19 protein-coding genes are annotated in these 24,076 nt (G+C 70.7%); 8 read left to right on the top strand and 11 right to left on the bottom strand.

Annotated features, from left to right (window positions below):
• Positions 1 to 56 precede the first annotated feature (56 nt).
• Positions 57 to 1,661, top strand: a complete 1,605-nt coding sequence (locus tag QWU11_RS19815) for a sensor histidine kinase (protein WP_290115324.1) — start codon at positions 57 to 59, stop codon at positions 1,659 to 1,661.
• Here QWU11_RS19815 and QWU11_RS19810 read toward each other — a convergent pair.
• Entirely contained in the window at positions 1,658 to 2,110 is a 453-nt protein-coding gene (locus QWU11_RS19810) for a response regulator (RefSeq protein WP_290115318.1), read from the bottom strand. The genes QWU11_RS19815 and QWU11_RS19810 overlap by 4 nt on opposite strands.
• A 434-nt stretch (positions 2,111 to 2,544) precedes the next feature.
• On the opposite strand from QWU11_RS19810, the gene QWU11_RS19805 reads away from it, so the two are divergent.
• From QWU11_RS19805 to QWU11_RS19775, 7 genes are all read left to right on the top strand, one after another.
• Positions 2,545 to 3,747 (top strand): SpoIIE family protein phosphatase, encoded by a 1,203-nt coding sequence (locus tag QWU11_RS19805; RefSeq protein WP_290115316.1) that lies wholly within the window; start codon positions 2,545 to 2,547, stop codon positions 3,745 to 3,747.
• A 112-nt stretch (positions 3,748 to 3,859) separates the two neighbouring features.
• A complete protein-coding gene (locus QWU11_RS19800; RefSeq protein WP_290115314.1) occupies positions 3,860 to 4,144 on the top strand; it encodes a hypothetical protein in 285 nt (94 codons plus the stop codon).
• Between the two features lie 403 nt (positions 4,145 to 4,547).
• On the top strand, positions 4,548 to 5,906 hold the full coding sequence (gene phoA / locus QWU11_RS19795) for an alkaline phosphatase (RefSeq protein WP_290115306.1): 1,359 nt from the start codon (positions 4,548 to 4,550) through the stop codon (positions 5,904 to 5,906).
• A 750-nt stretch (positions 5,907 to 6,656) separates the two neighbouring features.
• Positions 6,657 to 7,463: a hypothetical protein gene (locus QWU11_RS19790; protein ID WP_290115304.1), complete on the top strand. Its 807-nt coding sequence runs from the start codon at positions 6,657 to 6,659 to the stop codon at positions 7,461 to 7,463.
• Positions 7,463 to 8,602 carry a fatty acid desaturase gene (locus tag QWU11_RS19785; RefSeq protein ID WP_290115302.1) on the top strand — a complete coding sequence of 380 codons (1,140 nt, stop codon included), beginning with the start codon at positions 7,463 to 7,465 and terminating at the stop codon, positions 8,600 to 8,602. The genes QWU11_RS19790 and QWU11_RS19785 overlap by 1 nt, the downstream gene beginning before the upstream one ends.
• On the top strand, positions 8,599 to 9,945 hold the full coding sequence (gene purD, locus QWU11_RS19780) for a phosphoribosylamine--glycine ligase (RefSeq protein ID WP_290115300.1): 1,347 nt from the start codon (positions 8,599 to 8,601) through the stop codon (positions 9,943 to 9,945). The genes QWU11_RS19785 and purD overlap by 4 nt, the downstream gene beginning before the upstream one ends.
• A 9-nt stretch (positions 9,946 to 9,954) precedes the next feature.
• The gene (locus QWU11_RS19775) at positions 9,955 to 11,247 is read left to right on the top strand and encodes a diaminobutyrate--2-oxoglutarate transaminase (RefSeq protein ID WP_290115298.1); all 1,293 of its coding nucleotides are present in this window, start codon (positions 9,955 to 9,957) and stop codon (positions 11,245 to 11,247) included.
• 1 nt (position 11,248) lies between these two features.
• Here QWU11_RS19775 and QWU11_RS19770 read toward each other — a convergent pair whose 3' ends face one another.
• The 10 genes from QWU11_RS19770 to QWU11_RS19725 form a co-directional block, all read right to left on the bottom strand.
• The gene (locus tag QWU11_RS19770) at positions 11,249 to 12,499 is read right to left on the bottom strand and encodes an MFS transporter (RefSeq protein WP_290115296.1); all 1,251 of its coding nucleotides are present in this window, start codon (positions 12,497 to 12,499) and stop codon (positions 11,249 to 11,251) included.
• Positions 12,490 to 13,818, bottom strand: coding sequence for a hypothetical protein (locus QWU11_RS19765; RefSeq protein WP_290115294.1), 1,329 nt, complete (start codon positions 13,816 to 13,818; stop codon positions 12,490 to 12,492). Before QWU11_RS19765 ends, QWU11_RS19770 begins: the two co-directional genes overlap by 10 nt.
• Positions 13,815 to 15,071, bottom strand: coding sequence for an ATP-grasp domain-containing protein (locus QWU11_RS19760; RefSeq protein WP_290115292.1), 1,257 nt, complete (start codon positions 15,069 to 15,071; stop codon positions 13,815 to 13,817). Before QWU11_RS19760 ends, QWU11_RS19765 begins: the two co-directional genes overlap by 4 nt.
• A complete protein-coding gene (gene nudC / locus QWU11_RS19755; RefSeq protein WP_290115290.1) occupies positions 15,068 to 15,994 on the bottom strand; it encodes an NAD(+) diphosphatase in 927 nt (308 codons plus the stop codon). Before nudC ends, QWU11_RS19760 begins: the two co-directional genes overlap by 4 nt.
• Positions 15,991 to 17,280 (bottom strand): ATP-grasp domain-containing protein, encoded by a 1,290-nt coding sequence (locus QWU11_RS19750; protein ID WP_290115285.1) that lies wholly within the window; start codon positions 17,278 to 17,280, stop codon positions 15,991 to 15,993. Before QWU11_RS19750 ends, nudC begins: the two co-directional genes overlap by 4 nt.
• Complete coding sequence (locus QWU11_RS19745) at positions 17,277 to 17,609, bottom strand: hypothetical protein (RefSeq protein WP_290115277.1); 333 nt, start codon at positions 17,607 to 17,609, stop codon at positions 17,277 to 17,279. The genes QWU11_RS19750 and QWU11_RS19745 overlap by 4 nt, the downstream gene beginning before the upstream one ends.
• Positions 17,609 to 18,838, bottom strand: coding sequence for an ATP-grasp domain-containing protein (locus QWU11_RS19740; RefSeq protein ID WP_290115275.1), 1,230 nt, complete (start codon positions 18,836 to 18,838; stop codon positions 17,609 to 17,611). The genes QWU11_RS19745 and QWU11_RS19740 overlap by 1 nt, the downstream gene beginning before the upstream one ends.
• Positions 18,839 to 19,033: 195 nt before the next feature.
• The gene (locus QWU11_RS19735; RefSeq protein WP_290115273.1) at positions 19,034 to 21,190 is read right to left on the bottom strand and encodes an MMPL family transporter; all 2,157 of its coding nucleotides are present in this window, start codon (positions 21,188 to 21,190) and stop codon (positions 19,034 to 19,036) included.
• A gap of 92 nt (positions 21,191 to 21,282) precedes the next feature.
• Positions 21,283 to 21,837 (bottom strand): TetR/AcrR family transcriptional regulator, encoded by a 555-nt coding sequence (locus QWU11_RS19730; protein ID WP_290115270.1) that lies wholly within the window; start codon positions 21,835 to 21,837, stop codon positions 21,283 to 21,285.
• A gap of 25 nt (positions 21,838 to 21,862) precedes the next feature.
• Positions 21,863 to 23,935, bottom strand: a complete 2,073-nt coding sequence (locus tag QWU11_RS19725) for an ATP-binding protein (protein WP_290115268.1) — start codon at positions 23,933 to 23,935, stop codon at positions 21,863 to 21,865.
• Positions 23,936 to 24,076 lie beyond the last annotated feature (141 nt).

Here is a 24,076-nt window from a genome sequence, read left to right as displayed (position 1 = left end):
TATCCGCCGTGCCTCGTCGCGGCGCGTCGGCCACCTGAGTGTGAAAGCGGAGATTCATGGCCCCCGAACCCACGGCGTCACCGGTCGCCGAGATCGACGGCGGCGACGCCGAAGAGAAGGCGGACGCCGTCGTGCCGCCCCCGGCCTTCGGTCGCTGGACGACCCGGCGATGGCTGCAGCTGGGCGTCAGCGTCGCGCTGGCGGTGCTGGCCGCTCTCGGCCTCCTCGGGGTCTGGGCCCTCCATCACGCCGGTACGGTGACGGACCGGCTGGTCGACCGCGAGTCGTCGATGCTGATCGCCTCGATCCGATTCGAGGCCGCCATGCTCGACCAGGAGACCGGCATCCGCGGCTACGGGATGACCGGCCGCGCGGACTTTCTCCAGCCCTACCTCGAAGGCAAGGCACAGCAGCAGGCCGCTCTCCGCGTGCTCAACCCGCTGGTCGAGGCGCCGCGTGAACGCGCGGACCTGGCCCTGGTCCTGCGGCACGCCACGGCCTGGCAGGACCAGGTCGCCACGCCGATCGCCGCCGCCAAGGGCGCCGCGGCGACACGTGTCGCGGACGAGCGGGCCGGTGCGGGCAAGACCGACTTCGACGCCCTGCGCGCCGCGATGGCCGCGCAGCAACAGCACCTGACGCAGGACCGCGCCGCCGGCCGCGCCGACCTCGACACCGTCCGCAACGAGCGCAACGCGATCTTCTTCGGCATCGCCGCGCTGATCCTGGTGATCGCCGGGCTGGTCTTCACCGGACTGCGCCGCGGCGTCACCACTCCGCTCGAACGCCTCGGCACCGACACCGCGCAGGTCGCCGCCGGTGACTTCGCCCACCCCATCGTCCCGCGCGGACCGGCCGACCTGCGCAGCGTGGCCGCGAGCGTCGAGGCCATGCGGCGACGGCTCACCGCGGAGCTCGCCGTCTCCGGGCGTGCCCGCGACCGGCTGGCCGACCAGACCGGCGAGCTGCGACGCTCCAACGCCGAGCTGGAGCAGTTCGCGTACGTCGCCTCCCACGACCTGCAGGAGCCCCTGCGCAAGGTCGCGAGCTTCAGTCAGATGCTGCGGCGCCGTTACGGCGACCAGCTGGACGAGCGCGCCAACCAGTACATCGACTTCGCGATCGACGGCGCCAACCGCATGCAGACGCTCATCAACGACCTTCTGCAGTTCTCCCGCGTCGGCCGCTTCCACGAGTCGCGCGCCGACGTCGACCTGGAGGAGGTGTACACGACGACCGAGAACACCCTCAGCGTCGCGATCGAGGAGGCCGGCGCGCACGTCGAGCACGACCCGCTCCCGACCGTCACCGGAGATCCGGGTCAGCTCGCGCTGCTGCTGCAGAACCTGCTGTCCAACGCGATCAAGTTCCGGTCGCCCGACCGGACCCCGGAGATCCGGGTGTCCGCGGCGCGGCAGGGCGACATGTGGCAGTTCGCGGTCGCCGACAACGGCATCGGAATCGGTGAGGAGTACGCCGAGCGGGTCTTCGTCATCTTCCAGCGCCTGCACACCCGCGAGTCCTATCCCGGTACGGGCATCGGCCTGGCCATGTGCAAGAAGATCGTGGAGTTCCACGGCGGCACGATCGGCGTCGACACGACTCACACGCCGGGGACGAAGATCGCCTTCACGCTCCCCGCCGAGGCCGAAGGGGTCTAGTCGTTCGGGGGGTGCTCGGCGAACTCCCGGTAGAACGTGTCGATGTTGCGCACCGCGCTGATGAAGTCGTCGAGGTTGACCGGCTTGACGACGTACGCGCTGGCGTAGGTGGCGTACGCGGCCGAGACGTCCTGGCTCGCGGCCGAGGTGGTGAGGATCACCGTGGGGATGGACTTGAGGGCCTCGTCCTCCTTGAGGGCCTTGAGCGTCTCGGCGCCGTTCATCCGCGGCATGTTGAGGTCGAGCACGATGAGGTCGGGCCGGGGCTGCGCGGTGTCGCGTAGGTATTCGAGCGCCGCGACGCCATCGGATACCTGGACGACGCTGCGGTCCTCGGCGCCGTCGAGCAGGGCCTCCTCGACGAGCATCGCGTCCCCGGGGTCGTCTTCGACCAGCAGGATGCGATAGGGGTGTGCGGGCGCCATGGCGGCCATCGCGACTCCTGTCATGGTGGGCTCACATCAGGAGCTCAAACGGTTACGGGGCGTCACACCTGATGGCGTCCGCCGCAGCGGCACGGTCAGGTTCGATTGTAGGGCGGGTCGCCGATCCCCAGAACTCCGCTTCCCTTTGCGCGGTCGCATGTGGTTCGGACCCGCCTAGGCAACGTACCAGGACAAGACCCCCCTGGACGGCGGTACGGGGGACGTCTGTTGTCGGGCGGCAACCGGCTCGGTATCGTGACACTCGGTGGCAGAGTGGCGGGCTTCCCGCTTCAGGGTGGGAGTGTGCAGGCGGTTGCGATGTCATGAGCGAACGACGCCGTATCGGACGTATGGTGCTAAGACGCGATCGCGCGCCCTGCGCTCCGCTTCCTCACTCAGCCTTCCCCCCGCCGCACGCCCGCGGCCGAACCCAGCTTGCCATGAGAGGCCCGATACCGGTGAGGACCGCCGATCTCTTTGATCCCTCCCGCGTCCCGGTCGCGGGGCGCGACGCGCTCGACATCCTGCTGATCGAGGACGATCTGGGCGACGCGCTGCTGGTGCAGGAGTTCCTCGACGAGGGCGAACTCGACGCCCAGCTCGTCGTGGCGCGCAGCTTCGCGGAGGCCCGAGGCTTCCTGGGCCCTGGCGGACCCGGCTTCCACTGCGTCCTGGTCGATCTGTCACTGCCGGACGCGAACGGCCTGGACATGTTGCGCGAGGTGCTCCGCCTGGCGCCGCACACGGCCGTACTCGTGCTGACCGGGCTCAACGACGCCCAGGTCGGCGTGGCCGCGGTCGGGGCCGGCGCGCAGGACTACCTGGTCAAGCAGGAGGTCGAGCCCCCGCTGCTGACCCGCGCGGTCCGATACGCGATCGAGCGGAAGCGTGCCGACGAGTCCGAGCGCGAACTCGGCGAGGCGCGCCTCCTCAGCTCGGAGAACAACCGCCTGGCGCGCGGCCTGCTGCCCGTGCCCCAGCTCGACGACGTTCTGCTGCGTCACCACACCCGCTACAGCCCGGGCCGGCGACGCGCGCTGCTCGGCGGCGACTTCTACGACACCATCCAGACGCCCGACGGGGCGGTCCACCTGATGATCGGGGACGTCAGCGGGCACGGCCCGGACGAGGCGTCCCTCGGCGTACGGCTGCGCATGGCCTGGCGCACGCTGGTCCTGGCGGGCCAGCGGGGCGAGGCACTGCTCGTCACGCTGGACCGCGTCCTGACGCTCGAACGGTGGACCGAGGAGATCTTCACCACCCTGTGCATGGTGACGGTCCACCCCGACCGCCGGCACGCCACGATGTACCGCGCCGGGCATCCCCGCCCGCTGCTGTTCAGCGGCTCCGGCGTACGGGCGATGCCGGAGGAGGCGTGCGGCCCGGCCATCGGGCTGTTCACCGACGGCGAGTGGCCGGCCGCGGAGATCGAGCTCCCGGACTCCTGGGGGCTGATGCTCTACACCGACGGCCTGATCGAGGGCCGCGTCGGGCATGGCTCGCGGCGGCTCGACACCGAGGGCCTGGTGGACCTCGCCGCCCAGGCTCTGCGGCGAGGCATGACCGGACAGGACCTCATCGACGCGCTGGTCGCCGACGCCGAGGACCTCAACGGCGGCGTGCTGACCGACGACCTGGCGATCCTGCTGCTCGCCGGCTGATCCGCCACGCGTTCGCAAAATCCGACCTGCGGTGAGTCACGCCGAGGTGGCCGTCCCGGTACCTGGGTATTCAGACACGAAACGTCAGTCCGCAGCTCATCGGGGGGATTTCGTGATCAAGCTCTTGCGCAAGGCCGGCATTTCGTCGTCGATGCTCTACACCGCGGGGCTCGCGTCCATCGGTCTGTCGATCGCGTCGTGGTTCACCTCACGCAACCTGGAGTCGAAGGGCATCGCCCGCGCCGACCGTTGGGGGATCTTCGTCGGGCAGTGGGCCCCGGCCTTCTTCGCCCTGGGCAACGGGATGCGGCTGGAAGAGGAGATGGGCGAGACCCGTCCGTCCGAGAAGGTCGAGGAGATGAAGGCCCGGGCACGAGAGAAGATGCCGACGGGCTGAGAGACGCCTTCGCCTGGACCGCGGCCTGAAGATGCCGACGGGCCGGGGCACCGGCGGGCCGAGCGCCCGCGACCACCGCGGGTCCGGCCTGGCTCTGGGGCGGAGCGCCCATTTACCGCCGCCTGTCCGCAGGCGGCGGTCATCTTCGCGGCGAGACGGCCGGCGACCAGGGCGACGAGACGTCACCCCCCGGCCACCACCTCTATGACCTCGCCGGCCGGCCCGGCTCCGTCGCCGCGAGGGCCGGCGCCGCGACGTGCGGCGGCTCGGGGCCCGCCGCCGAACTGCCGTCTTTACCTGTTTTTTGCCTCTCCTTTGCCTGGCCTTGTGTGGTGCGTCATGAGGCACTGGTGGCGTGTGCTTGCTGCCATAGATCGTTCCCCCGCAGAGGAGAATTTGCCGTATGACCTCAAAGTCGAGGCTGATCCGCCGTGGCGTGGTCGCGGTGGCCGCGATCGGGCTGCTGACCGGGGCGGCCGTGCCGACTCTGGCCTCCAACGGCGACCGGACCAGCAGTGTCCGGTCCGCGATCAAGGGCGGCACCGCCCGCAACGTCATCCTGTTGATCGGCGACGGGATGGGCGACTCGGAGATCACGATCGCCCGCAACTACTCCAAGGGCGCCGCCGGCCGGCTGGCCCTCGACACGCTCCCGCTGACCGGTGAGTACACCACGTACGCGCTGACCAAGGCCGACCCGAGCAAGCCGGACTATGTCACCGACTCGGCCGCCAGCGGCAGCGGATGGTCGACCGGGCACAAGACCTACAACGGCGCGATCTCGGTGACCCCGGACGGCAAGCCGCAGCCGACGGTGCTCGAGCTGGCCAAGAAGGCCGGCTTCCGTACCGGCGACGTCACCACGGCCGAACTCGGCGACGCCACCCCCGCGGTGCTCTCCGCGCACGTCGCCGACCGCTCCTGTGAGGGCCCGGCCGACATGGCCAACTGCCCGCTGCAGGACAAGGTGAACGGCGGCCCCGGCTCGATCTCCGAGCAGCAGGTCCAGACCGGCGCCGACGTCTACCTCGGCGGCGGCAAGGCCCGCTTCGCTCAGACGATCAAGGCCGGGCCGTACAAGAACAAGACCGTGATCGACCAGGCCGCCGCCGCCGGCTACAACGTCGTCACCGACGCTCCCGGGCTCGCCGCCGCCAAGCCGGGCAAAAGGCTCCTCGGCCTGTTCGCCGACTCGAACCTGCCGCTGGAGCAGACCGGCCCGCTCGCCAAGGTCGGCGGCACCGAGCCGGCCCGGTGCACGCCCAACACCGCGTTCACCGGCCCGCACCTGACGGACATGGCCGGCAAGGCGATCAGCCTCCTCGACGCCCAGTCCGCGCACAGCCGCAAGGGCTTCTTCCTTCAGATCGAGGGCGCCTCGATCGACAAGCAGGACCACGCCGCCAACCCGTGTGGCCAGATCGGCGAGAACGTGGAGTTCGACAAGGCCGTGAAGGCCTCGCTCGACTACGCCCGCCACCACTCCGACACTCTCGTCGTCGTCACCGCCGACCACGGCCACACCAGCCAGATCGTCCCGCCGACCACGGACAGCCCCGGGCAGACCGCCACGCTCATCACCGCGGACGGCGCCCAGATGAAGATCAACTACGCCACCACCAAGCCCGGCGTCTCGCAGGAGCACACCGGGACGGAGGTGCGGATCGCCGCCCAGGGTCCCCAGGCCGCCAACGTCGTGGGCGTCACGGACCAGACCGACCTGTTCCGTACGCTCACCCGCGCTCTCGGCGTCGTCCACTGACGACCCGCCTCGACGGCAGAACGAGGGCACGCACTCCACACCGGAGTGCGTGCCCTCGAACATTTCCGCCATTTCCCATAACCCATACATCTAAGCGATCGGTTTATTACCGCTAAAGCCTCCCTGTACGCCCGCGAGTACGCGCCGCCGTCACGCATGGAGCTCCCGCGCTCACTCGCCGATATCTCCAGCCGAAAAGGTCGCCCACTGTAGATATCCATTGCGCCCACAGCAATGTGTTCCATGTCACACCGTGGAGGTCATAGGCGTCATGCAATACTCTTTTCGACCCGTGGGACGCCCGTGATGTCAAGGAGGACATACACATGGCGGAATCAGCGGAAGCGCCAATAGTCGATCATGACGCTAATCGCTTTCATACCTCGGGCGACCACCTTCTGAGGTAGCGCGCGGTAACGGCCACGCACATCTGCGTCTTCGGCCACATTGAATCGTCGGCTCAAAATAACGGCCCATGCGCGCGCGGCTCGACGGCTCGCCATGGCCTGACCGTGGGACGAGGGCCCCGATGAGAGCTCACCCGCCGCACGCCCACCCTGCGCCAAAGTCCGACATAGGCGCACGTCAACTCACATGCCGCCGACTGCGGCTCCATCGGCGTGCCGCTACGGGCGCAGCTCCGCGAGAAGCGGCTCGCCATGCCGCGAAAAACGCCGGCCGAGTCATTCCGGGAACACATCAGGACCGAAGACGATCCACTCCGGGCGAAGCGATGGAAGGGAATACTTTATGAGCAGCTCAGAAACCGCGCGAGCCGAGCGGGAAATCGGCGCCACAGACGTCGACGACCTGCTGCGGGAGCATTTCGCGACCGGCTTCACCGAAGAAAAACGAGCCTCCCTCCGCAAGCTTTTCCGGGACGAGCATGTCGTTGCCCTGCGCAACCTTTGCCCGAAGGGGCTCCTCGAAGAGGTCAGGGCCGAGGCCGCCGGCATCATGGACCGCTTCGGCGTGGTGCACGACTTCGACATGGAGATAACCGACGGGACTCCGCGGCACATGGCCTCGGTCGGCCAGCCGGTCATCAAGGACAACGGGCCGCTCATCCACTCCGTCTACTTCTCCCCCACCCTGCGTAGCCTGCTCGCCGACATCGTCGGCGAAGAGCTGTTCATCTGCCCGTACCCCGGCGAGCACTACGTCATCAGCAGGCTCGCCCGCGACGGCGACACGCACGGCTGGCACTGGGACGACTACACCTATGGGTTCATTCTGGTCCTCGAGGCCCCGGACCACCGCGACGGCGGGTTCGTCCAGGCCGTGCCGCACACGTCGTGGGACAAGGAGAACCCGGACGTGCACGGCGCGCTGCTGAAGAGCGTCGTGCGCTCGTACGCCTTCGAGGCCGGCGACGCGTACCTCATCAAGACCGACACCACGATGCACCGCGTCTACCCGATCCGCGGCGACGGGCGCCGCCTGATCGTGAACACGACGTTCGCCAACGGGCACGACCTCGTACGGCCGATGAGCCACGAGACGAACGACACCCTCTTCGGCGGCGCCGCGGCCGACCCGGCCGCCCGGAGATCATGATGGCCATCGACACCTCGTGGCGGGCGCCGGAGACGGTGACGCATCCGCGTGAGAGCATGCGCGGCCTGTGGCGGGTCGTCCAGCCGTTCCTTACCTGGGTGACGGGCGTTCCTCTCGAGGGCGACCGGCCCCGGGTGAAGTGGCGGCCCGTGCTGGCGAGCCTGGCCGGGGTGGCGCAGACCGCCATCGGTGTGGCCATCGGCTCCGTCTTCTTCTTTTTCCCCAGCCTGTGGACCGTGCCACTGCTCGCCGTCTCGTGGCTCACGACCGCGGGCGGGATGCGGCGGCTCGACGTCGTCGTCGTGCACCAGACCCTGCACCGGATGTTCGCCAGGACGGCCCGGGGAAACCGGGTCGTCAGCGAGGTGGTCACGACGTTCCTGTGGCGCCGGCCGTACGACCCCAACCGGAGGGAGCACCTGCTCCACCACGCGTTCCCGTGCTCGCTGCGCGACGAGGACACCCTCTACCTGCGGAGCACCGGGGCCCGGCCGGGGATGACGGCCCAGGAGTTCAACCGCTACCTGTGGCGGGCGACGGTCTCCCCCAAGCATCACTGGGGCTTCTTCTGGTCGCGCCTCAAGGGCAACTACACGCCGCGCCAGCGGCCGTACCGGTTCGCGATGTCCCTGGTCTTCCTGGCGGGGACCGTCGCCGTGCTGGCCGCCACCGGCCTGTGGATCCCATGGCTGGTGCTGTGGGTGGTCCCGGCCTCGGTGTTCTTCCAGGCGCACACCTTCCTCTACACGCTCAGCGAGCACCGCTGGTGGCTGTTCGACAACGCCGAGGGCCTCGTCAAGGCCGAGCGCGACCAGCTCACCTTCGGCCGCTTCTGCGGCGAGCCCGCGCCGGGCCGTGGATCGGGCGCCCGCGCCTGGGCGCGATGGTGGCTGCGGATGGTGTTCGTGCACGCGCCGTACCGCCTGCTCGTGCTGGTCGGCGACACCGTCCAGCACGACCTGCACCACGTACGGCCGAAGTGCGAATGGGCGAACTCCTCCTTCGTCCGCAACCAGGACATCATGGATGGTTCCGACCGGTACTACGAGGTCTGGGGCACCCTCCTGGACCACGTACGCGCCGCCAACGCCGTGCTCGACACGAGCGTGCGCAGGTCCGAGAGGGTGCAGGTACGGTGACGGCCGTCCTCGTCGTCGACGGCACCGGCCGGGGCCACGCCATCTGCGACCTCATGACCCGTACGAACCCCGCCGTCACGGTCTACTACGGCCCTGGATGCGACGTGATCGGCGACGAACGCGTCGTGCCGGTGCCCTCCATCGCGTTCGACGACCCGGGTACGGCACTGGCGTTCCTGCGTACGACGCCGGTCGAGTTCGTGCTGGTCGGCAACATCGACGCGCTGTCGCGGGGGTACGTCGACGTGCTCCGCGCCCACGGCCACCAGGTGATCGGCCCGGCCCGCGCCGCCGCCGAGCTGGAGGCCAGCAAGGAGCGCGGCAAGCTCTTCTGCGACCGCCACGGCGTGCCGGTTCCCGCGTACGGGGTCTTCACGGACCCGCAGGAGGCCCGGTCCCACATCCGGTCCCGCCCGTACACCTGTGTGGTCAAGACCGACGGGCTGACCGTGGACGGCGACGGTTCGATCGTCTGTGAGACGACCGGCGAGGCCGAGGCCGCGGTCGAGCGCTTCGCCCGCGAGCACGGCGACGACTTCCGCGTCGTCGTCGAGGAGCGGCTGCGCGGCACGGAGATCTCGATCTTCGCGCTGATCGGCGGTGACGAGTACCTCATGTTCCCCTCGGCCGTCGACTTCAAGCGGGCGCTCGACGGCGACTCCGGGAAGAACTGCGACGGCATGGGGTCGGTCGCGCCGCACCCCGCCGACAGCCCCGCGCTGCGCGAACGCGTCCGCGCGGCGATCCTGGACCCGTTCGTACGGGGGCTGCGCCGCGACGGCCTGGACTACTCGGGCTTCGTCTACATCGGGGCGATGCTCACCGACGCCGGGCCCGTCGTCATCGAGGTCAACGCCCGTTTCGGCGACTCCGAGGCGGAGGTCGTGCTGCCGTCCGTGCACAGCGACTTCGTGGCGCTGTGCCGGTCGGTCCTCGCGGGCGGCCTTGGCCGGCAGCGGCTCATCACCGACGACCTGGTGCGGTGCTCGGTCGCGCTCACGCAGGGCTGCTTGGACCCCCTCGACCCGGACGCCCTGCCGGGGTGGCCGTTCGGCGCGTTCGCACAGGGACAGCCGGTGAGCGGGCTGGAGGACGTCGACGTCGCCTTCTACGCCAACCTCCGGCGCGACGCGGCCGGGGTCCCCGTGACGTGCGGGGGCCGGGTCCTGCACGTCGTCGGAGCGGGCCACGGTTACCGGGAGGCGCGCGAGAACGCCTACCGGCAGGTACGCCGCGTGTCCTTCCCCGGGATGCGCCACCGCGACGACATCGCCATCGGCCTCGTGCCATCCGGTACGGGGGAGAAGGCACCCACCCTCGCCGGCAACGTACCGAGCCGTTAGGAGGCCGGGATGAGCGTTTCCGACACAACGATTTCCGACACAACGATTTCCGACACAGCGTTTTCCGATACGACGAGCACCATCTTCGACACCACCGAGTCGGCGGTCCGGTCCTACGCGCGGTCCTTCCCCACGGTCTTCACCCGGGCCAAGGGAGAGTGGCTGTACGCCGCCGACGGCACCCGCTACCTCGACTTCCTGTCCGGCGCCGGGTCGCTGAACTACGGGCACAACCCCGAGGTGATCACGCGCGAGGTGATCGGCCACCTGGCGAACGACGGGCTCGTCCACGGGCTGGACCTGGCGACGTCCGCGAAGGCGGAGTTCCTCGACGCCTTCCGCCGGTACGTGCTCGAACCCCGCGACCTGACGTACCGGGTCCAGTTCTGCAGTCCTTCCGGCGCCAGCGCGGTCGAGGCCGCGCTGGCGCTGGCGTGCCTCGTGACCCGCCGGGGCACCATCGTCGCCTTCGGCGGTGGCTTCCACGGAGTCACCTCCGGCGCCCTCGCCGCGACCGCCGACGGCTTCTTCAAGGAGGGTCTGCGCCACCGGCTCCCCGCCGTCACCCACCTGCCCTATCCGGACTCCCCGCTGGGCGCGTTCGACACCATGGACCTGCTCCGCAGGCTCGTGGAGGACCCGGGCTCCGGCGTCGAGACGCCGGCGGCGGTCCTCCTCGAGACGGTCCAGGGCGAGGGCGGCGTCTACTCCGCGCCGGATTCCTTCCTCCGGGACCTGCGCGCCTTCTGCGACCGGCACGAGATCCTGCTCATCGTCGACGACATCCAGGCCGGCTGCGGCCGTACGGGACACTTCTTCTCCTTCGAGCCGGCCGGGATCCGGCCCGACCTGGTGACCCTCGCCAAGTCGATCGGCGGCTCCGGGCTGCCGATGGCCCTTCTCCTCATCGCGCCCGAGCTCGACGTCTGGAAGCCCGGCCAGCACAGCGGCACGTTCCGCGGGAACCAGCTCGCCTTCACCGCGGGCGCGGCCGCGCTGCGGCACTACTGGGCCGACGACGCCCTGGCGGCACGCGTGCGCGAGCACGACGTGGCCGTGGGCGGGTTCCTGCGCCGGCGCGTGCGCCGGCCGGTGCGCGGAAAGGGCCTGATGTGGGGCGTCGAGCTGAATGAGGCCGCGGCCGCGACCTCGCGACTGTGCTTCGAGCGCGGACTCATCGTCGAGACCTGCGGGCGCGGGCGCGGCGTGCTGAAGCTCCTGCCTCCCCTGACCATCGAACCCGACGCCCTCATGACCGGGCTGGAGATCATCGCCGACGCCGCCGAGGAGACCCTCCGCTGAGTCAGGCCGGCGCGTCGCGCAGGGTGAGTGCGATCAGGGGCCGGGTCAGCGCGCCCACGACCAGGAACGCGAGCCCCAGTCCGATCACGCCTCCCACGCCGATGCTCAGGCCGACCCCGACGATGGCCGGCGCCAGCGACGTCGCCAGGCCCTGGCCGAGGCCGAACACGCCGCTGTACTGGCCCTGGGCCTCGGCGGGCGCCAGCCCGAACTGGTACTCCATCGACGCCGCGGCGTGCCACAGCTCGCCGAGCGTGTAGACGACGACCCCGCCGAGCACCAGCGCCACGGCGACGCCCGACGGCATGCCGGCCGCCAGCGCGACCAGGGTCAGCCCGCCGGCGATGGCGATCCCGGCCCACAGCATGCGCTGCGCGGCCGAGCGGTTGTCATCCACTCCCTTGCTGGCGCGCACCTGGAGAAGGACGATCAGCACCGTGTTCAGGATGAACGCGCCCGAGACGATCGAGCGCGGGGCGTGCGTACGGTCGGCGATCCACAGCGGCAGCAGCACCGTCGGCACCGCGAAGTGTACCGACATCAGGCTGTTGAACGCGGTCGCCGTGAGGTACTGCCGGTCGCGCAGGGCCTGCCACCGCCGGGCCGGTCCCGACCCGCGAGCCGGGACCAGGCGCGGGACGCGGAGCAGCGCGAGGGCACAGCCGACGTAGAGCGCCGCCCTGATCCACAGCAGCGCGTCGTATGCGGACCTGGTGCCGATCCCGATGGCGACACCGGCCACCAGCGCGCCCAGCGCGAGGGACAGGTTGGTCAACGACCGCTGGTAGGCGCGGAACCGCACCGGGTTCTCACCGCCGTACGCCCGGATGAGGGGCGCCTGGCACGGACCGTGCGCGTTGGTCGTCACACCGATCAGCGAGGAGACGAGCACCCACTGCCAGAAGTCGCCGACGAACAGGCACGCGACCATCGCGACGGCCCCGGAGAGCTTCACCGCGATCTGCGTCTCGCGCGCGCCCGCCTGGTCGGCGAGCCGGCCGGCGAAGAGCCCGACGACCAGGCCCGCCATCGAACCCACGAGGAGCCCGGTGGTGTAGCCCGACATGGACAGGCCGACGATCTGGGTGAAGAACAGCGCGCTGCTCGTCATGAACATCCCGCTGCCGAAGGTGTTCACGAACGTGGCCAGCGAGATGGCGCGCTGGGGGCCGGTCGCGGGGACGAGGCTCCGCACCCAGGACCCCGCCGCGGGGAGCGGACGGCGGCGGGTGGGCTGCTCGGTCAGGCCCATGACATGTCGCCGTAGTCGGCCTCCGGCCAGGTGTCGCGCCGCCACTCCCGTAGCTCGCGGGTGGTCACCACGTCCGGGATGACCACGACCTGCTCGTCGAACCAGGCGCGGACCTCATCCAGCAGACTCGCGAACTCCGCCTCAGAGTCCGCGGCGACCAGGCACTGGGCGATCCGCTGGTTGGTGTTGGCCAGCTCGCTGTCCACGTGCGTGCCGAAGGCGCGCTCGACCCGGGTGAACAGCACGCCCGGCCGGACGTTGACCTCGGCCGGGCTCGGGCACTTCACCAGAGTGCCGGGCCGGCCCATCAGGAAGCCGCCGCCGATCACCCGGGGGTCGGTCTTGACCCGCAGCTCCGGCCGCCGCCCGACCGCGCACAGCACGGCGCTCTCGGCGAGGTTCACCTGGAACTTCGCCTGCAGCTCCTCGTGCACCAAGACGCCGCCGCGCCGGGCGGCGCACTCGCTGAACGCCAGCTCGCCGGTGCCGGCGTCGTGGAACAGTTCCATGTGGAAGACGCCGTTACGCAGGCCCAGCGCTTCGAGCGCCGCGCGGACGAACGGCACGCCCTGGTCGAAGGTCGCCTTGTCGCGGTCGGGATCGAATCGGCGGAGCGACAGCGGGCGCCCCGCGCTCACCTGGGTGACGCACGGCTCCCCGTACGTCGCGAGGGAGCAGAACAGCAGCTCGCCGTCGAACAGGACGCCGTCGGCGGTCCACTCGTCCCCGGTGACGAACTCCTCCAGCGCGAAGGTGCGCTGTTTGGTCCGTGCCTTCCGGTACGCCTCGCTGCGGGCCCGCAGCTCGTCCACGCTCTCGACCACCGACGTACGGGTGGTGCCCGCGCCGGCGATGGGTTTGAGCACCGCCTTGGCGTACGGGAGCTCGGTGAGGCCGCTGACGTCGTGCACGTCGTCGATCACCGTGACCCGCGCGGCCTTCAGCCCGGCCGCGCGTACCCGTTTCTTCTGCAGCGACTTGTCGCGGAAGTGGGCCGCCGTGCCGGGGTCGAGGAAGTCGCAGCCGAGGTGGGCGGCCAGCAGACCGGCGGTCACGAGGGAGTACTCGTCGGTGGTCTGGATGCCGTCGAACCGGTGGCCGACGAGGCCGGCGCGGTGCAGCGCCATCATGATCGCCTCGGCGCTGCTGTGGTCGTCGACCGGAAGGACGCGCAGGCCGTCCGGTACGTCCACGAAGCCGTTGTCGCGCCCGCCCGGCCCCCAGACCACCACCGCGTCGATGTCGTGCTCCAGGCATGCCCGCATCGCGTACCGGTCCGTGCCCAGCATCAGGAGACTGGACCGCTCCCGCGTGGTCACCGGGCCTCCTGCCGGTAGGTGATCGGCTGGTAGCCGGCGAGCCGCTCGAAGTCGCGGTACAGCACGTCGTAGTCCTTGTTCCACACGAGGAAGACACCGCCGTTGTCGCCGAGCGACTCGCCCTGACCGAGGACCTGGCCCTCGTGCACCTTCCAGGTGATGCCGAACTCGCTGTCGATGTCCGGGTCGAGCAGTCGCTCGATGACGCCGCGCTGTTTGGGGATCACCGCGTCGAAGCAGTAGACCTGCTCCTCGTCGTACGGGCGGGAGGCGAGCCCGGCCTCGACCTCGAAGGCGAGGTTGACCAGGGCGACGCCGTAGTTGCGCTGCATCGCCGCGACGCCCGCCAGGCCCTTGAAGCGCGCCGCCACCTCGAGGAAGACCAGCTCGTCGTCGGCGGTGAGGAAGAGCTCCAGGTGCGAGGCGCCGTCGGGCCGGCCGAGCGCGTCGAGCACGTCCTCCGCGAAGGCGATCATGCGGGGCACGCGCGGGTCGGTGTCGATCAGGTTGATGTCGGCGTTGACCCGGCCCTCGCGTACGGCGCTGGAGTTGACGAGGTACTCGGTGACGCCGGCGGTCAGGCTGGAGCGATGCTGAGAGATGATGTTGACGCTGTAGATCGTCCCGTCGACGAACTCCTCGTACTCGTACGGCCGGCCGAGGTCGGCGGGCACCGCGGCGTAGTCGTCGAACGAGCCGATCTCATAGACGCCGTCGGCCGAGTTGCCGTCGACCGGCTTGAGGATGAACGGCAGGCCGACCTCGTCGGCGATCGCCCGGAAGTAGGCGGCGCGGTCGGCCGCGGCGGCGGTGTCGTACCGGCCGAACCTGGGCACGCGGATGCCCTTGGCGACCAGCCGTTCCTTCATCAGACACTTGTCGCGGAACGGGAGGACGTCCTCGCGGCGCAGGCCGGGGAGGCCGAACTCGGCGCGCAGGTCGGCCGCGAGCAGGAGGTTCCGCTCGTCGAAGCTGTGGAGCGTGACCTCCCCCGCACCCGGGTCGTCCAGGACTCCGGCGATCAGCTCGCGCGCACGCTCCGGGTCGACGTAGGAGGACTCGGCGACCGTCGCGCCGGCCTTGCCGCAGGGCAGGATGTGCACCTCGTCGATGAACTCCCGCAGCGCGGCGGTGACGTTCTTCTCGTCGTGCTCGGAGAACAGGCCGACGAACCGCACCTGCCCCGGATCGACCACCAGATCGTGCCGGAACGCCGCGAACCCCCGCGTGGAGATGACGATGATCGTTTTCAAGGCGTCTCCTCACCCTCTGCCAGCCACGCGGTGAGCATGGCCCGGTCGATCGAGTCGGGACGGCCGAGCCGGCCGGTGGACTCGGCGTAGTCCCGCAGTTCGCCGCGGGTGAACCAGCGCGCCTCGAGGATCTCGGTGCCGTCGACGGACACGGACTCGTCCGCGGCGGTCGCGCGGAAACCGATCATGATCCCGGCGGGGAAGGGCCAGGGCTGCGAGCCGACGTAGCCGACCGTACGCAGCGGGACCCCCACCTCCTCCAGGATCTCCCGGTGTACGGCGTCCTCCAGCGACTCGCCGATCTCAACGAAGCCGGCGAGCATCGAGTAGCCGCCGAGCTTCGAGGCGCGGTGCCGGGCGAGCAGGCACCGGCGCGGCTCGGTGGCCGTCTCGACGAGTGTGATGACCGCCGGCTCGATGCGGGGGAACAGCAGCGTGCCGCAGTCGGGGTTCGTGCAGACCCGCAGGTGGCCCGCGTTCCTCCTCTCGGCGGCGGAGCCGCAGCAGCCGCAGAACCGCTGCCGCCGGTGCCAGAACAGCAGGCCGCGGGCGTAGGCGAGGGTCGCCGCCTCCCCGGCCGGCAGGCCGGCGAACAGGGCGCGGATGTCGGCCGTGCCGTCCGCGCCCACGCGCTCCAGCGCCTCGTCCCGCGAGAGGTCCGAGAGGTCGGCCGCGAAGGTGGGGACGCCGTCGCCCGACCCGAGGAACACCAGGTCCTCCGGGTCGACGCGTTCCGCGGGCACCACCAGCGGAACGGGCGGCTCCCCTGCGGTCAGGCACTGGTCGCGCCACAGCGGGCGTACGACCGCGCGGGGGTCGGCCGCGAGCCCGGCCACCCAGGACGGGTCGGCCCGCTGGTCGCCCCCGCGGTCCAGCCCCAGCCCGGTGTAGCCCACCGGCGCGAGGCCGGGAGCGGTGATCATGACACCGCCGGTTCGGCGGTCAGGCTCGGCGGGCAGGTCAGGGGCGGGGCGTCGCCCATCGGCGCACCATTGAAGATCGTCTCGGCCCGTGCGGACAGGGCCTTGCGGTGCGCCTCCGCGGCGGTCACCCCGGTGACGGAGAACCACGCGACCGAGTCGATCTGGTCGTTGCGGCCGCTGAGCGGCCCGCCGATCTTCTTGTTCACCCGGTGCCGGGTCGTGCCCGGCGCGAAGGTGAGGTCGCGGAACTCGGTCACCCCGGCCGGCGGCATGACGGCCACGTCGACGGCGAAACCGCGCCGTACGAGCCCCGACAGGTCGGGCCGCCGGCCACAGGCGAGGTCGGCCAGGAAACCCCCGAACGGAACGCCGAACGCGTCACTCGCCAAGGCGATCGCGCCGATACCGGCGAACCGCAGGTTGAAGTCGATCAGCTCGATCGGGCCGGTCTCGGGGACCATGACCTCGATGTGGGTGGCGCCCTCGCCGATGTCCAGGCACCGGTGGAATCGCGCGCACACCTCGATGATCTCCGCCGCGCGCGGGTGCTCGTACGGGAAGAACAGGCCCTGCTCGACCACCGGGTCGGCGGCGAGCAGGTAGCGGCCGGTGAGGCCGACGTGCTGGACGTCTCCCCCGCTGACCAGGGACTCGACCGACAGGAGATCTCCGCGCGCGAGCTCCTCGAGCACGAACTCGCCGCGCGCCATGACGTAGTCGTGCATGAGCGCGTTGGGGATCGTCGCGGCCCGCGCGGTCGCCGCGGCCTCGCGCAACTCCTCCAGGGATCCGACGATGAAGCACAGCACGCTGGCCGTGCCGTTGGCCGGCTTGAGCACGGCCGGTCCGGCGAACGGCCACGCGCCCCAGGTCAGCGCCTCGCTCAGGGTCGCGTGGCCCAGCCGGGTCAGCCCCTCGGCGTGGAGGCGCCGGCGCACCCACCCCTTGTCCAGCACGTGGAGGGTGTCCTCGACGGTGTTGTGCGGCAGGCCCAGCCGTTCGCGCAGCTCGATGGCGTACCGCTGGGTCGGCTCGAACGCCGCGTGCACCCCGGCGATGTCATTGTCGCGTTCCACGTCCCTGACCAGGCGGCGTACCGCGTCCTCGTCCGACCACGACGCGACGTGGACGTACTCGTCGATGATGCCGTCGCGTACGGCGAACGGGCCCGTCGTCCGCAGCGCGTCGTGGTTGAGTGCGACCGTGCGGAAGCCGCGGCCCTTGGCCTCTTCGGCGACGAGGACCTGCTGGCCCTGCATCTCGAAGAGCACGAACGTCGATGTCATGCAGGCTCCTTCAACGTCGGGCCGCTCTCCGGCGCCATCGCGGCACGCAGGCGACGGAACGCCGCGGCCAGGTCGGCCGGGCACGCGTCCAGGTGGTCTTCCATGCCGTCGCAGGCGACCCGGGCGGCTCGCAGCAGGTGCCGGTCGCTCGGAGGGTCGAGGTAGTACTGGAAGGTCAGCATCTCCAGCGGGGCGGCGAGCTGCATCAGCGCCTCGCCGGGGACCTCCGTGAGCCACAGGTCGGACCGGTCGGCCTCGACCAGCGCGCGTACGGCGTCGCGTACGCGGCTCATGTCCGGGCGCCCGGCGCGGTTCCTCGTACCGATCATCACGCCTCCTTCGTCACGATGCGCACCTCGCGCGCGAGACTCTCGGCGAGTCCGACCGCGGCGGCCGTGTCCCCGGCGGTGACCAGAACCTCGCCGGACCGGCAGAAGTTGTCCGTGACCGCGGGCACCACGTCGCCCGGTGCGACGTCGATCTCCAGGTCCAGCACGCCCGGGTGGGTCCGCACCTCCTCTGCCCCCTCGATCGCCGCCACGGTCCCGGGCTCGGCGGTCAGGAAACGTACGGCGCCGGCGCCGCGCGCGGACGGCCGGGCGGGGAGCTCGGGGACCAGGCGGAACGGCCAGCCCACTGTGTAACGTTCCAGGTCGATGCCGTACACCGCCTCGACCAGGTCCATGACCCGGCCGCCGGCGACCCGGTTGTGGCCCTCGATGACGCGCGGCCCGCGTGAGGTCATCCTCAGCTCGGTGTGGCTGACCCCGTCGCGCAGCCCCATCGCGTCCAGGAAGCCGGTGACGTACGCGACGATGGCCCGGTCGTCCTCGGCGGTGACCATCGCGGGCTGCGCGTGGCCCATCTCGATGAACCCGTCCTGGGACTTCCCGGTGATGGCGATGACGCTGTGGCGTCCGTCGAAGGAGAACGCCTCGACGCTGTACTCGGCGCCGTCGAGGTACTCCTCGGCGACGAACTCGCTGACCGGGTAGTACGCGGCGAACGGCAGGTCGGCGCGGTCGCGTAACGCGGCGGCGGCCCGCCAGGCCGGTTCGACGTCATCGGCGGAGTCGATCCGGACGACGCCACGGCTGGCGGTGCCGTCGGCCGGCTTGAGCACGAGCGGGAAGCCGTGCCGCGCGCCGAACCGGCGCAGGGCGTCCGCGTCGCCGACGGGCTCGGCGGCGACGTCCTCGAAACCGGTCGCGCGCAGCCACGCGCGCATGGCCGACTTGTCGTTGAACCGGTGCGCCACCGCCTCGGACGTGCCGGGCAGGCCGAGCTCGTCGTTGATCCGCCCGACCAGCTCCATCGCCTGGTCCACCAGGGACACGACGCGGGTGAAGCCGAACGTCTCGTGCGCGGCGCGGACCAGTGGCAGCGCCGCGTCCCAGTCGCGGTAGTTCAGCATGATCACCGCGTCGGCGGGATCGGCCTGCCCGCGCAGCAGCGGCTTTTTCTGCTGGAGCCATACGACTCGTAACCCCAGCTCTTTCGCCTTCGAAAGCGCCTGAGGCCGACCGCCGATGACGAGCAACGCGTCATTCATGCGCATTCCGCTAATTGCATGGACTGCGGAATCGGACTGGCCTTGAAAGGCGACTTTGCCCGGCGACAGGGATTCCGTAGACGGTCACGGAATGCATGCACTGCCCCACGCTACGGCGATACAAGGAATCAAGTCCTCTCGGCGTCTTTGCCCAAAACGAGGTTGATCGCTACGGGACACTACAGTTGCGGAGACGGCTTTTCAATCGATGCTCATCTCCAACTGCCGGGGCGCGGGCTCGTCTAGTTCACGGCGGAGCCGCTCCCCCTCGATGTCGAGGTTCGGCAGCGCCCGGTCGAGCCATCGGGGCAGCCACCAGGCGGCGCGGCCCAGCAGCGACATCACGGCGGGGACCAGGGTCATGCGGACGACGAAGGCGTCGATGAACACCCCGATCGCCAGGGCGAACCCGATGGACTTGATGATCGGGTCGGGCGTGAGCACGAAGCCGGCGAACACCGAGATCATGATGAGGGCCGCGGCGGTGACCACGCGGGCGTTGGCGCCCAGGCCGTTGACGGTGGCCTGGCGGGGCGGGTCGCCGTGGACGAAGTCCTCGCGCATCTTCGAGACCAGGAACACCTCGTAGTCCATGGCCAGGCCGAACAGGATGCCGATCAGGATGATGGGCAGGAAGCTGATCAGCGGTCCGGGGGTGTCGACGCCGATCAGGGAGGCAAGATGGCCGTCCTGGAAGACGGCGGTGGTGATGCCGAAGGTGGAGCCGACGGTCAGCAGGAACCCCGCCGCGGCCTTGAGCGGCACGAGCAGCGAGCGGAAGACCAGCATCAGCAGCAGGATCGACAGGCCCACCACCAGCAGCAGGTAGACCGGCAGGGCGCCGGAGAGCTTCTCGGAGATGTCGATGCCGACCGCGGTGGTGCCGGTCAGCGCGACCCGCGCGCCCTGGACGCCGGCGACCTTGGCGCGGATGGCGTGGACGGTGTCCTCGGTGGCGGCGTCGGCGGGAGCGGTCGTGGGGACGACGGCCACCAGCGCGGTGGTGCCGGCCTGGTTGTACTTGGCGGGCGCGACGGTCCGTACGCCCGGGAGTCCTCCGACGAGCGCGACGGTCCGCTGGGCGGCGGCGCGGGTGGCCGCGGCGTCGCCGCCGGTCACGACGGCGACCAGGCGGCCGTTGAAGCCCTCGCCGAACCCCTCACTGACCAGGTCGTACGCCTGGCGCTCGTCCGAGCCCTTGGCCGCGGTGCCGGCGTCGGGCAGCGCCAGGCGCATGTGGTTCACCGGCAGGGCGAGCGCGCCGAGCACCAGGACCCCGGCCAGCAGGACCGGCAGGCGCAGCCGGGTGACGAGGCGGCCCCACCGGAACCCGAACCCCTCCCTCGACTCGTGGCGGCCGTCCTTGTGAGTGCGATGGCGGCGGGGCAGGACCCGGGCGCCGGCGAACGCCAGCACGGCCGGCAGCAGCGTGAGGGCGACGACCACGGCGACGGCGACGGTCGCGGCGGCGGCCAGGCCCATGGCGGTCAGGAACGGGATGCCCACCACCGACAGCCCGGCCAGCGCGATGACCACGGTGGCCCCGGCGAACACGACCGCCGACCCGGCGGTGCCGAGCGCACGTCCGGCCGCCTCCCGCGCCTCCATGCCATCCAGCAGGTTCTGCCGGTAGCGGGAGGAGATGAACAGCGAGTAGTCGATACCGACGGCCAGGCCCAGCATCAGCGCCAGCACCGGGCTGGTGGAGTTGAGCTCCACCACGCCGGTCAGCGCGTACAGCCCGGCGACGCCCACGCCGACCCCGGCCAGGGCGTTGACCAGCGTCATCCCGGCGGCCACCAAGGAGGAGAAGGTGATGATGAGGACGACGGCGGCGACCAGCACGCCGATCCCCTCGGTGGCCTCGCCGCCGCCCTTGGCCTTGGCGACCTCACCGCCGGCCGCGATCCGGAGCCCCTGGCCGTTCCGAGTGATCTTCGTGTACGCGGCGCGCTGGGCGTCGGTGATGTCCGCGATCTTCTTGGCGAACTGGACCTGGACCAGGGCGTAGCGCCCGTCGGGCGAGACCGACCTTGCCTGGAGGGGGTCGGGTGCCGCGATCACGCCGGGCACCGCGGCCGCCTGCGCGACGACCGGCGCGACCTGCGCCTCGGTCAGCCGCTGCGGAGCGGCGATGACGATGGTGCCGGTGGCGCCGCCCGCCTGGGGGAACTCCTTCGCCAGGGCGTCCATCGCCTGCTGGGACTCGGTTCCCGGCATGCGGAACTCACTCGAGGTCGAGCCGCTGAACGCGGCCGCCGCCCCGCCCATGACACCGAGCAGCAGCAGCCAGATCAGCACGACCGGACCACGGTGCGCGAAGCACCATCGGCCCAGCCGGTAAAGGACGGTCGCCATCAGGGAAAGACCTTTCGTCGGAAAAGACAGCCCGGGTGGAGCAGGGGGCAGCCCGGTCCGGCCGCGCACGGCGGCGAGGAACCGGGGAGAAGTCAGGGAGTGCGGCCCAGCGTCCGCAGCGCGCTCGCGATCATCGCCGCGCGCAGGGTCTCGTCGTCGAAGGGCAGGTCGGCGGCGCTGGTGACGAACAGGCCGCTCAGGGCCATGACCGCGGCCACGCGGTCCTGCGGCTCCGGCGAGCGGCCCGCCATCGCGTCGACCAGGCGGTGCTCGATGCCGTCCATGTCCTCGACGCCCAGGTCGGGCAGGTCGGACAGCGAGGTGGCATCGGTCTCGAACAGCAGCTTCATCTCCCGCCGGAAGCGCAGGGTCAGGTCGACGAATCCGGTGACCGTGGCGACGGCCGCCGCCTGACCGTCCAGCATCGCCGAACGCGCCTCCAGCACGGCGACCTCCTTGCCGACCGGCACCAGCAGCTCGGCCAGGATCGCCTCCTTGTTACTGAAGTGGTAGAGCAGCGACGCCTTCGAGCAGCCGACGTCGGCGGCGATGTCCGCCAGCGACGTCCCGCGGAAGCCGTGCTGGACGAACAACCGCAGCGCGGCGACGAGGAGCCGTTCCTTCAGGTCGGTGGGCGAGCGGGCCATGAGCCCACCTTAACTGTCCGATCGGTCAGATATGACTGATCGGTATGTGTCCTTTGTCACCGGTCTCGGCGTCGCCCGCACCCAGCAGTTCGCGCTGCCACAGCAGGTCACAGACGCGCTGGAGGCCACGGGTCAGGTGCCGGCGGTAGGTGCTGAACGGCAGGCCCAGCCGGTCCGCCGCCGCCTGCTGGGTCGGGGTGTTGTGCATGAACGTCATCGTGATCGCCCGGTGCAGCTTCACCTCGCGCGGGTCGGCGCCGAGCCGCTCGACCGTCTCCCCCAGCACCTTCCGCAGCGCGTCGACCGGTTCGGGACCCGCCTCGGCGACCACACGCGTCGGCACCAGCGGGCTGTTCGCGAGGACGTCCGGCCGGTTCCACGAGCGCAGCGCGCTGCGGACCGCCGCGTCGAACTCGGCGCGCGAGAGGACCGCGTACCTGCGTACGGAGCGGTGGTACGGCGTCGCTCCCTGCGGGGAGGTCCGGCGCGGTTTGAGCTGTTCGAGCCAGACCTCCGGGCTCGCCTCCTGCCAGTTCCGGCAGAGCAGGCCGAACGTCTGGTCGCCGACGGAGACGCGCAGGGCGTCCTGTTCGCCGAAGACGGTGAACCGCTTCCACTTGTCCGGGTCCGACAGCACGAGGCAGATCCAGGCCACGCCTTCGGACCTGATCGCCATGGTCGCGATCCGCGCGGCGATGAGATCGCCGACGCGGGAGGGAAAGGGCTCGCGTGACAGCATGCACCGGACGATCGCGAGATGCTCTCCCTCGCGCAGCGGGCTCATCCGGCGGACGTAGGACCACGCCTCCGCGACGACCGGGTCGGCGGCGTTCTCCTCGTCGTCGGGCTCGGTGAGCCGGAGCGAGACCATGTACCCCACCGGCTCCTCGGTGGCCGAGTCGCGGAAGACCGCGAACGCGTCGGGCCGCCGCTCCAGCCAGAAACCGACGATGGCGGCCGTCTCCTCGTTGGTCTTCTCGGCCGCGATCTCCAGGATCGCGTCCCGGTCGCCCGACCGGAGCACGTCTTCGTGCACGTGGCGGCCCTCGCGCTCGCCGGACGGGCCCGAGCCGTCCCACAGGAGGTAGAGCAGCGCCTCCATCTGGGCGAACCCCATCGGGCCCGAGCCGGCCCGTACCTCGGCGACGAAACGGCGGATGAGCCCGCGGTGCATGTCCTCGTACCGCTGCGGATCGCGCCATGACAGATCGGTGTCGAGGACCTCCCGGATCACGGCGTGCGGACGGATCCCGGAGGAGGCCGGCTCCATGAACGACAACTGCCGCAGCCAGGCGAACAGGGCACCCGCGTCGGCCTCCGGCAGCACGTCGCGCAGCAGCCCCTCGGTGGTCGTACGGACGTGCGCGCTGATGTCCAGGGCCTGCCGGTGGACCGGCGACGGCACCTGGCCGACCAACCGCGTCAGCAGCGCGGCGATCACCTCCTGGGGCGGCGTCCACCCGGCCGCCTCACCCCCGCCGTTCCGCTCCGCCGCCGCGGCCAGCGAGAGGGCCAGCGGATGGCCGCCCGCGAAGGCGAGCAGCGCCGGGTGCAGGGCGGACGGCACCCCGCGCGCGGTCAGCAGCGCGACCGCGTCGTCACGCGGGAGGTCGTCCACGGGGATGACCCGCAGCACGTCCTCCCAGCCGGGATCTGATAACCACATCGCGTCCGGCGGCCGTTTTCCCGCGAGGACCACGAGAGCGCCGGCGGGCAGCCGGGGCAGGAACCGCTCTCTCAGCCAGCCTTCGAGCGGCCGGTACGCCTCGAAGTCATCCACCAGCAGCACCGCGCGGTCGTCGGTGAACATCTTCGCCGCGTCCGCCTCGAACGCCTCCGGAGTGTGCGGGCCCTGGTGTCCGTCGATCTCGACGACGGTCCGCCCGGCCGCGGCGGCCTCCTCGGCGAAACGACGCAGCAGCGTCGACTTGCCGATCCCTCCCAGCCCGGTCAGGAACTGCACCGCGAAGGACTCGGGGGCGCCGTTCAGCGCCGCGCGGAACAGTTCCAGCTCCGCGGCACGCCCGACAAAGGTCCGGTGTCGCGCGGCCCTCAGTCGCTCGCCCAGGCTGGTGAATCGGCGGATCTCAGGCTTCATGTCGGCATCGATCGAGGCGGGTCTTCCCCCGCTTCGCCCCTCCCCTCCTTGATCATCCGTAACGTTATGGCAACCTTGCGTCCCTTGTGAACAATCGGGTGAATAGTCGCCTTTGGCTTATCCCTGTTCAGCGCCTCCCGG

The sequence above is a fragment of the Actinomadura sp. DC4 genome (genome assembly GCF_030406325.1).
Lineage (GTDB): Bacteria > Actinomycetota > Actinomycetes > Streptosporangiales > Streptosporangiaceae > Actinoallomurus.
This window is presented reverse-complemented; position numbering and strand designations above follow the sequence as displayed.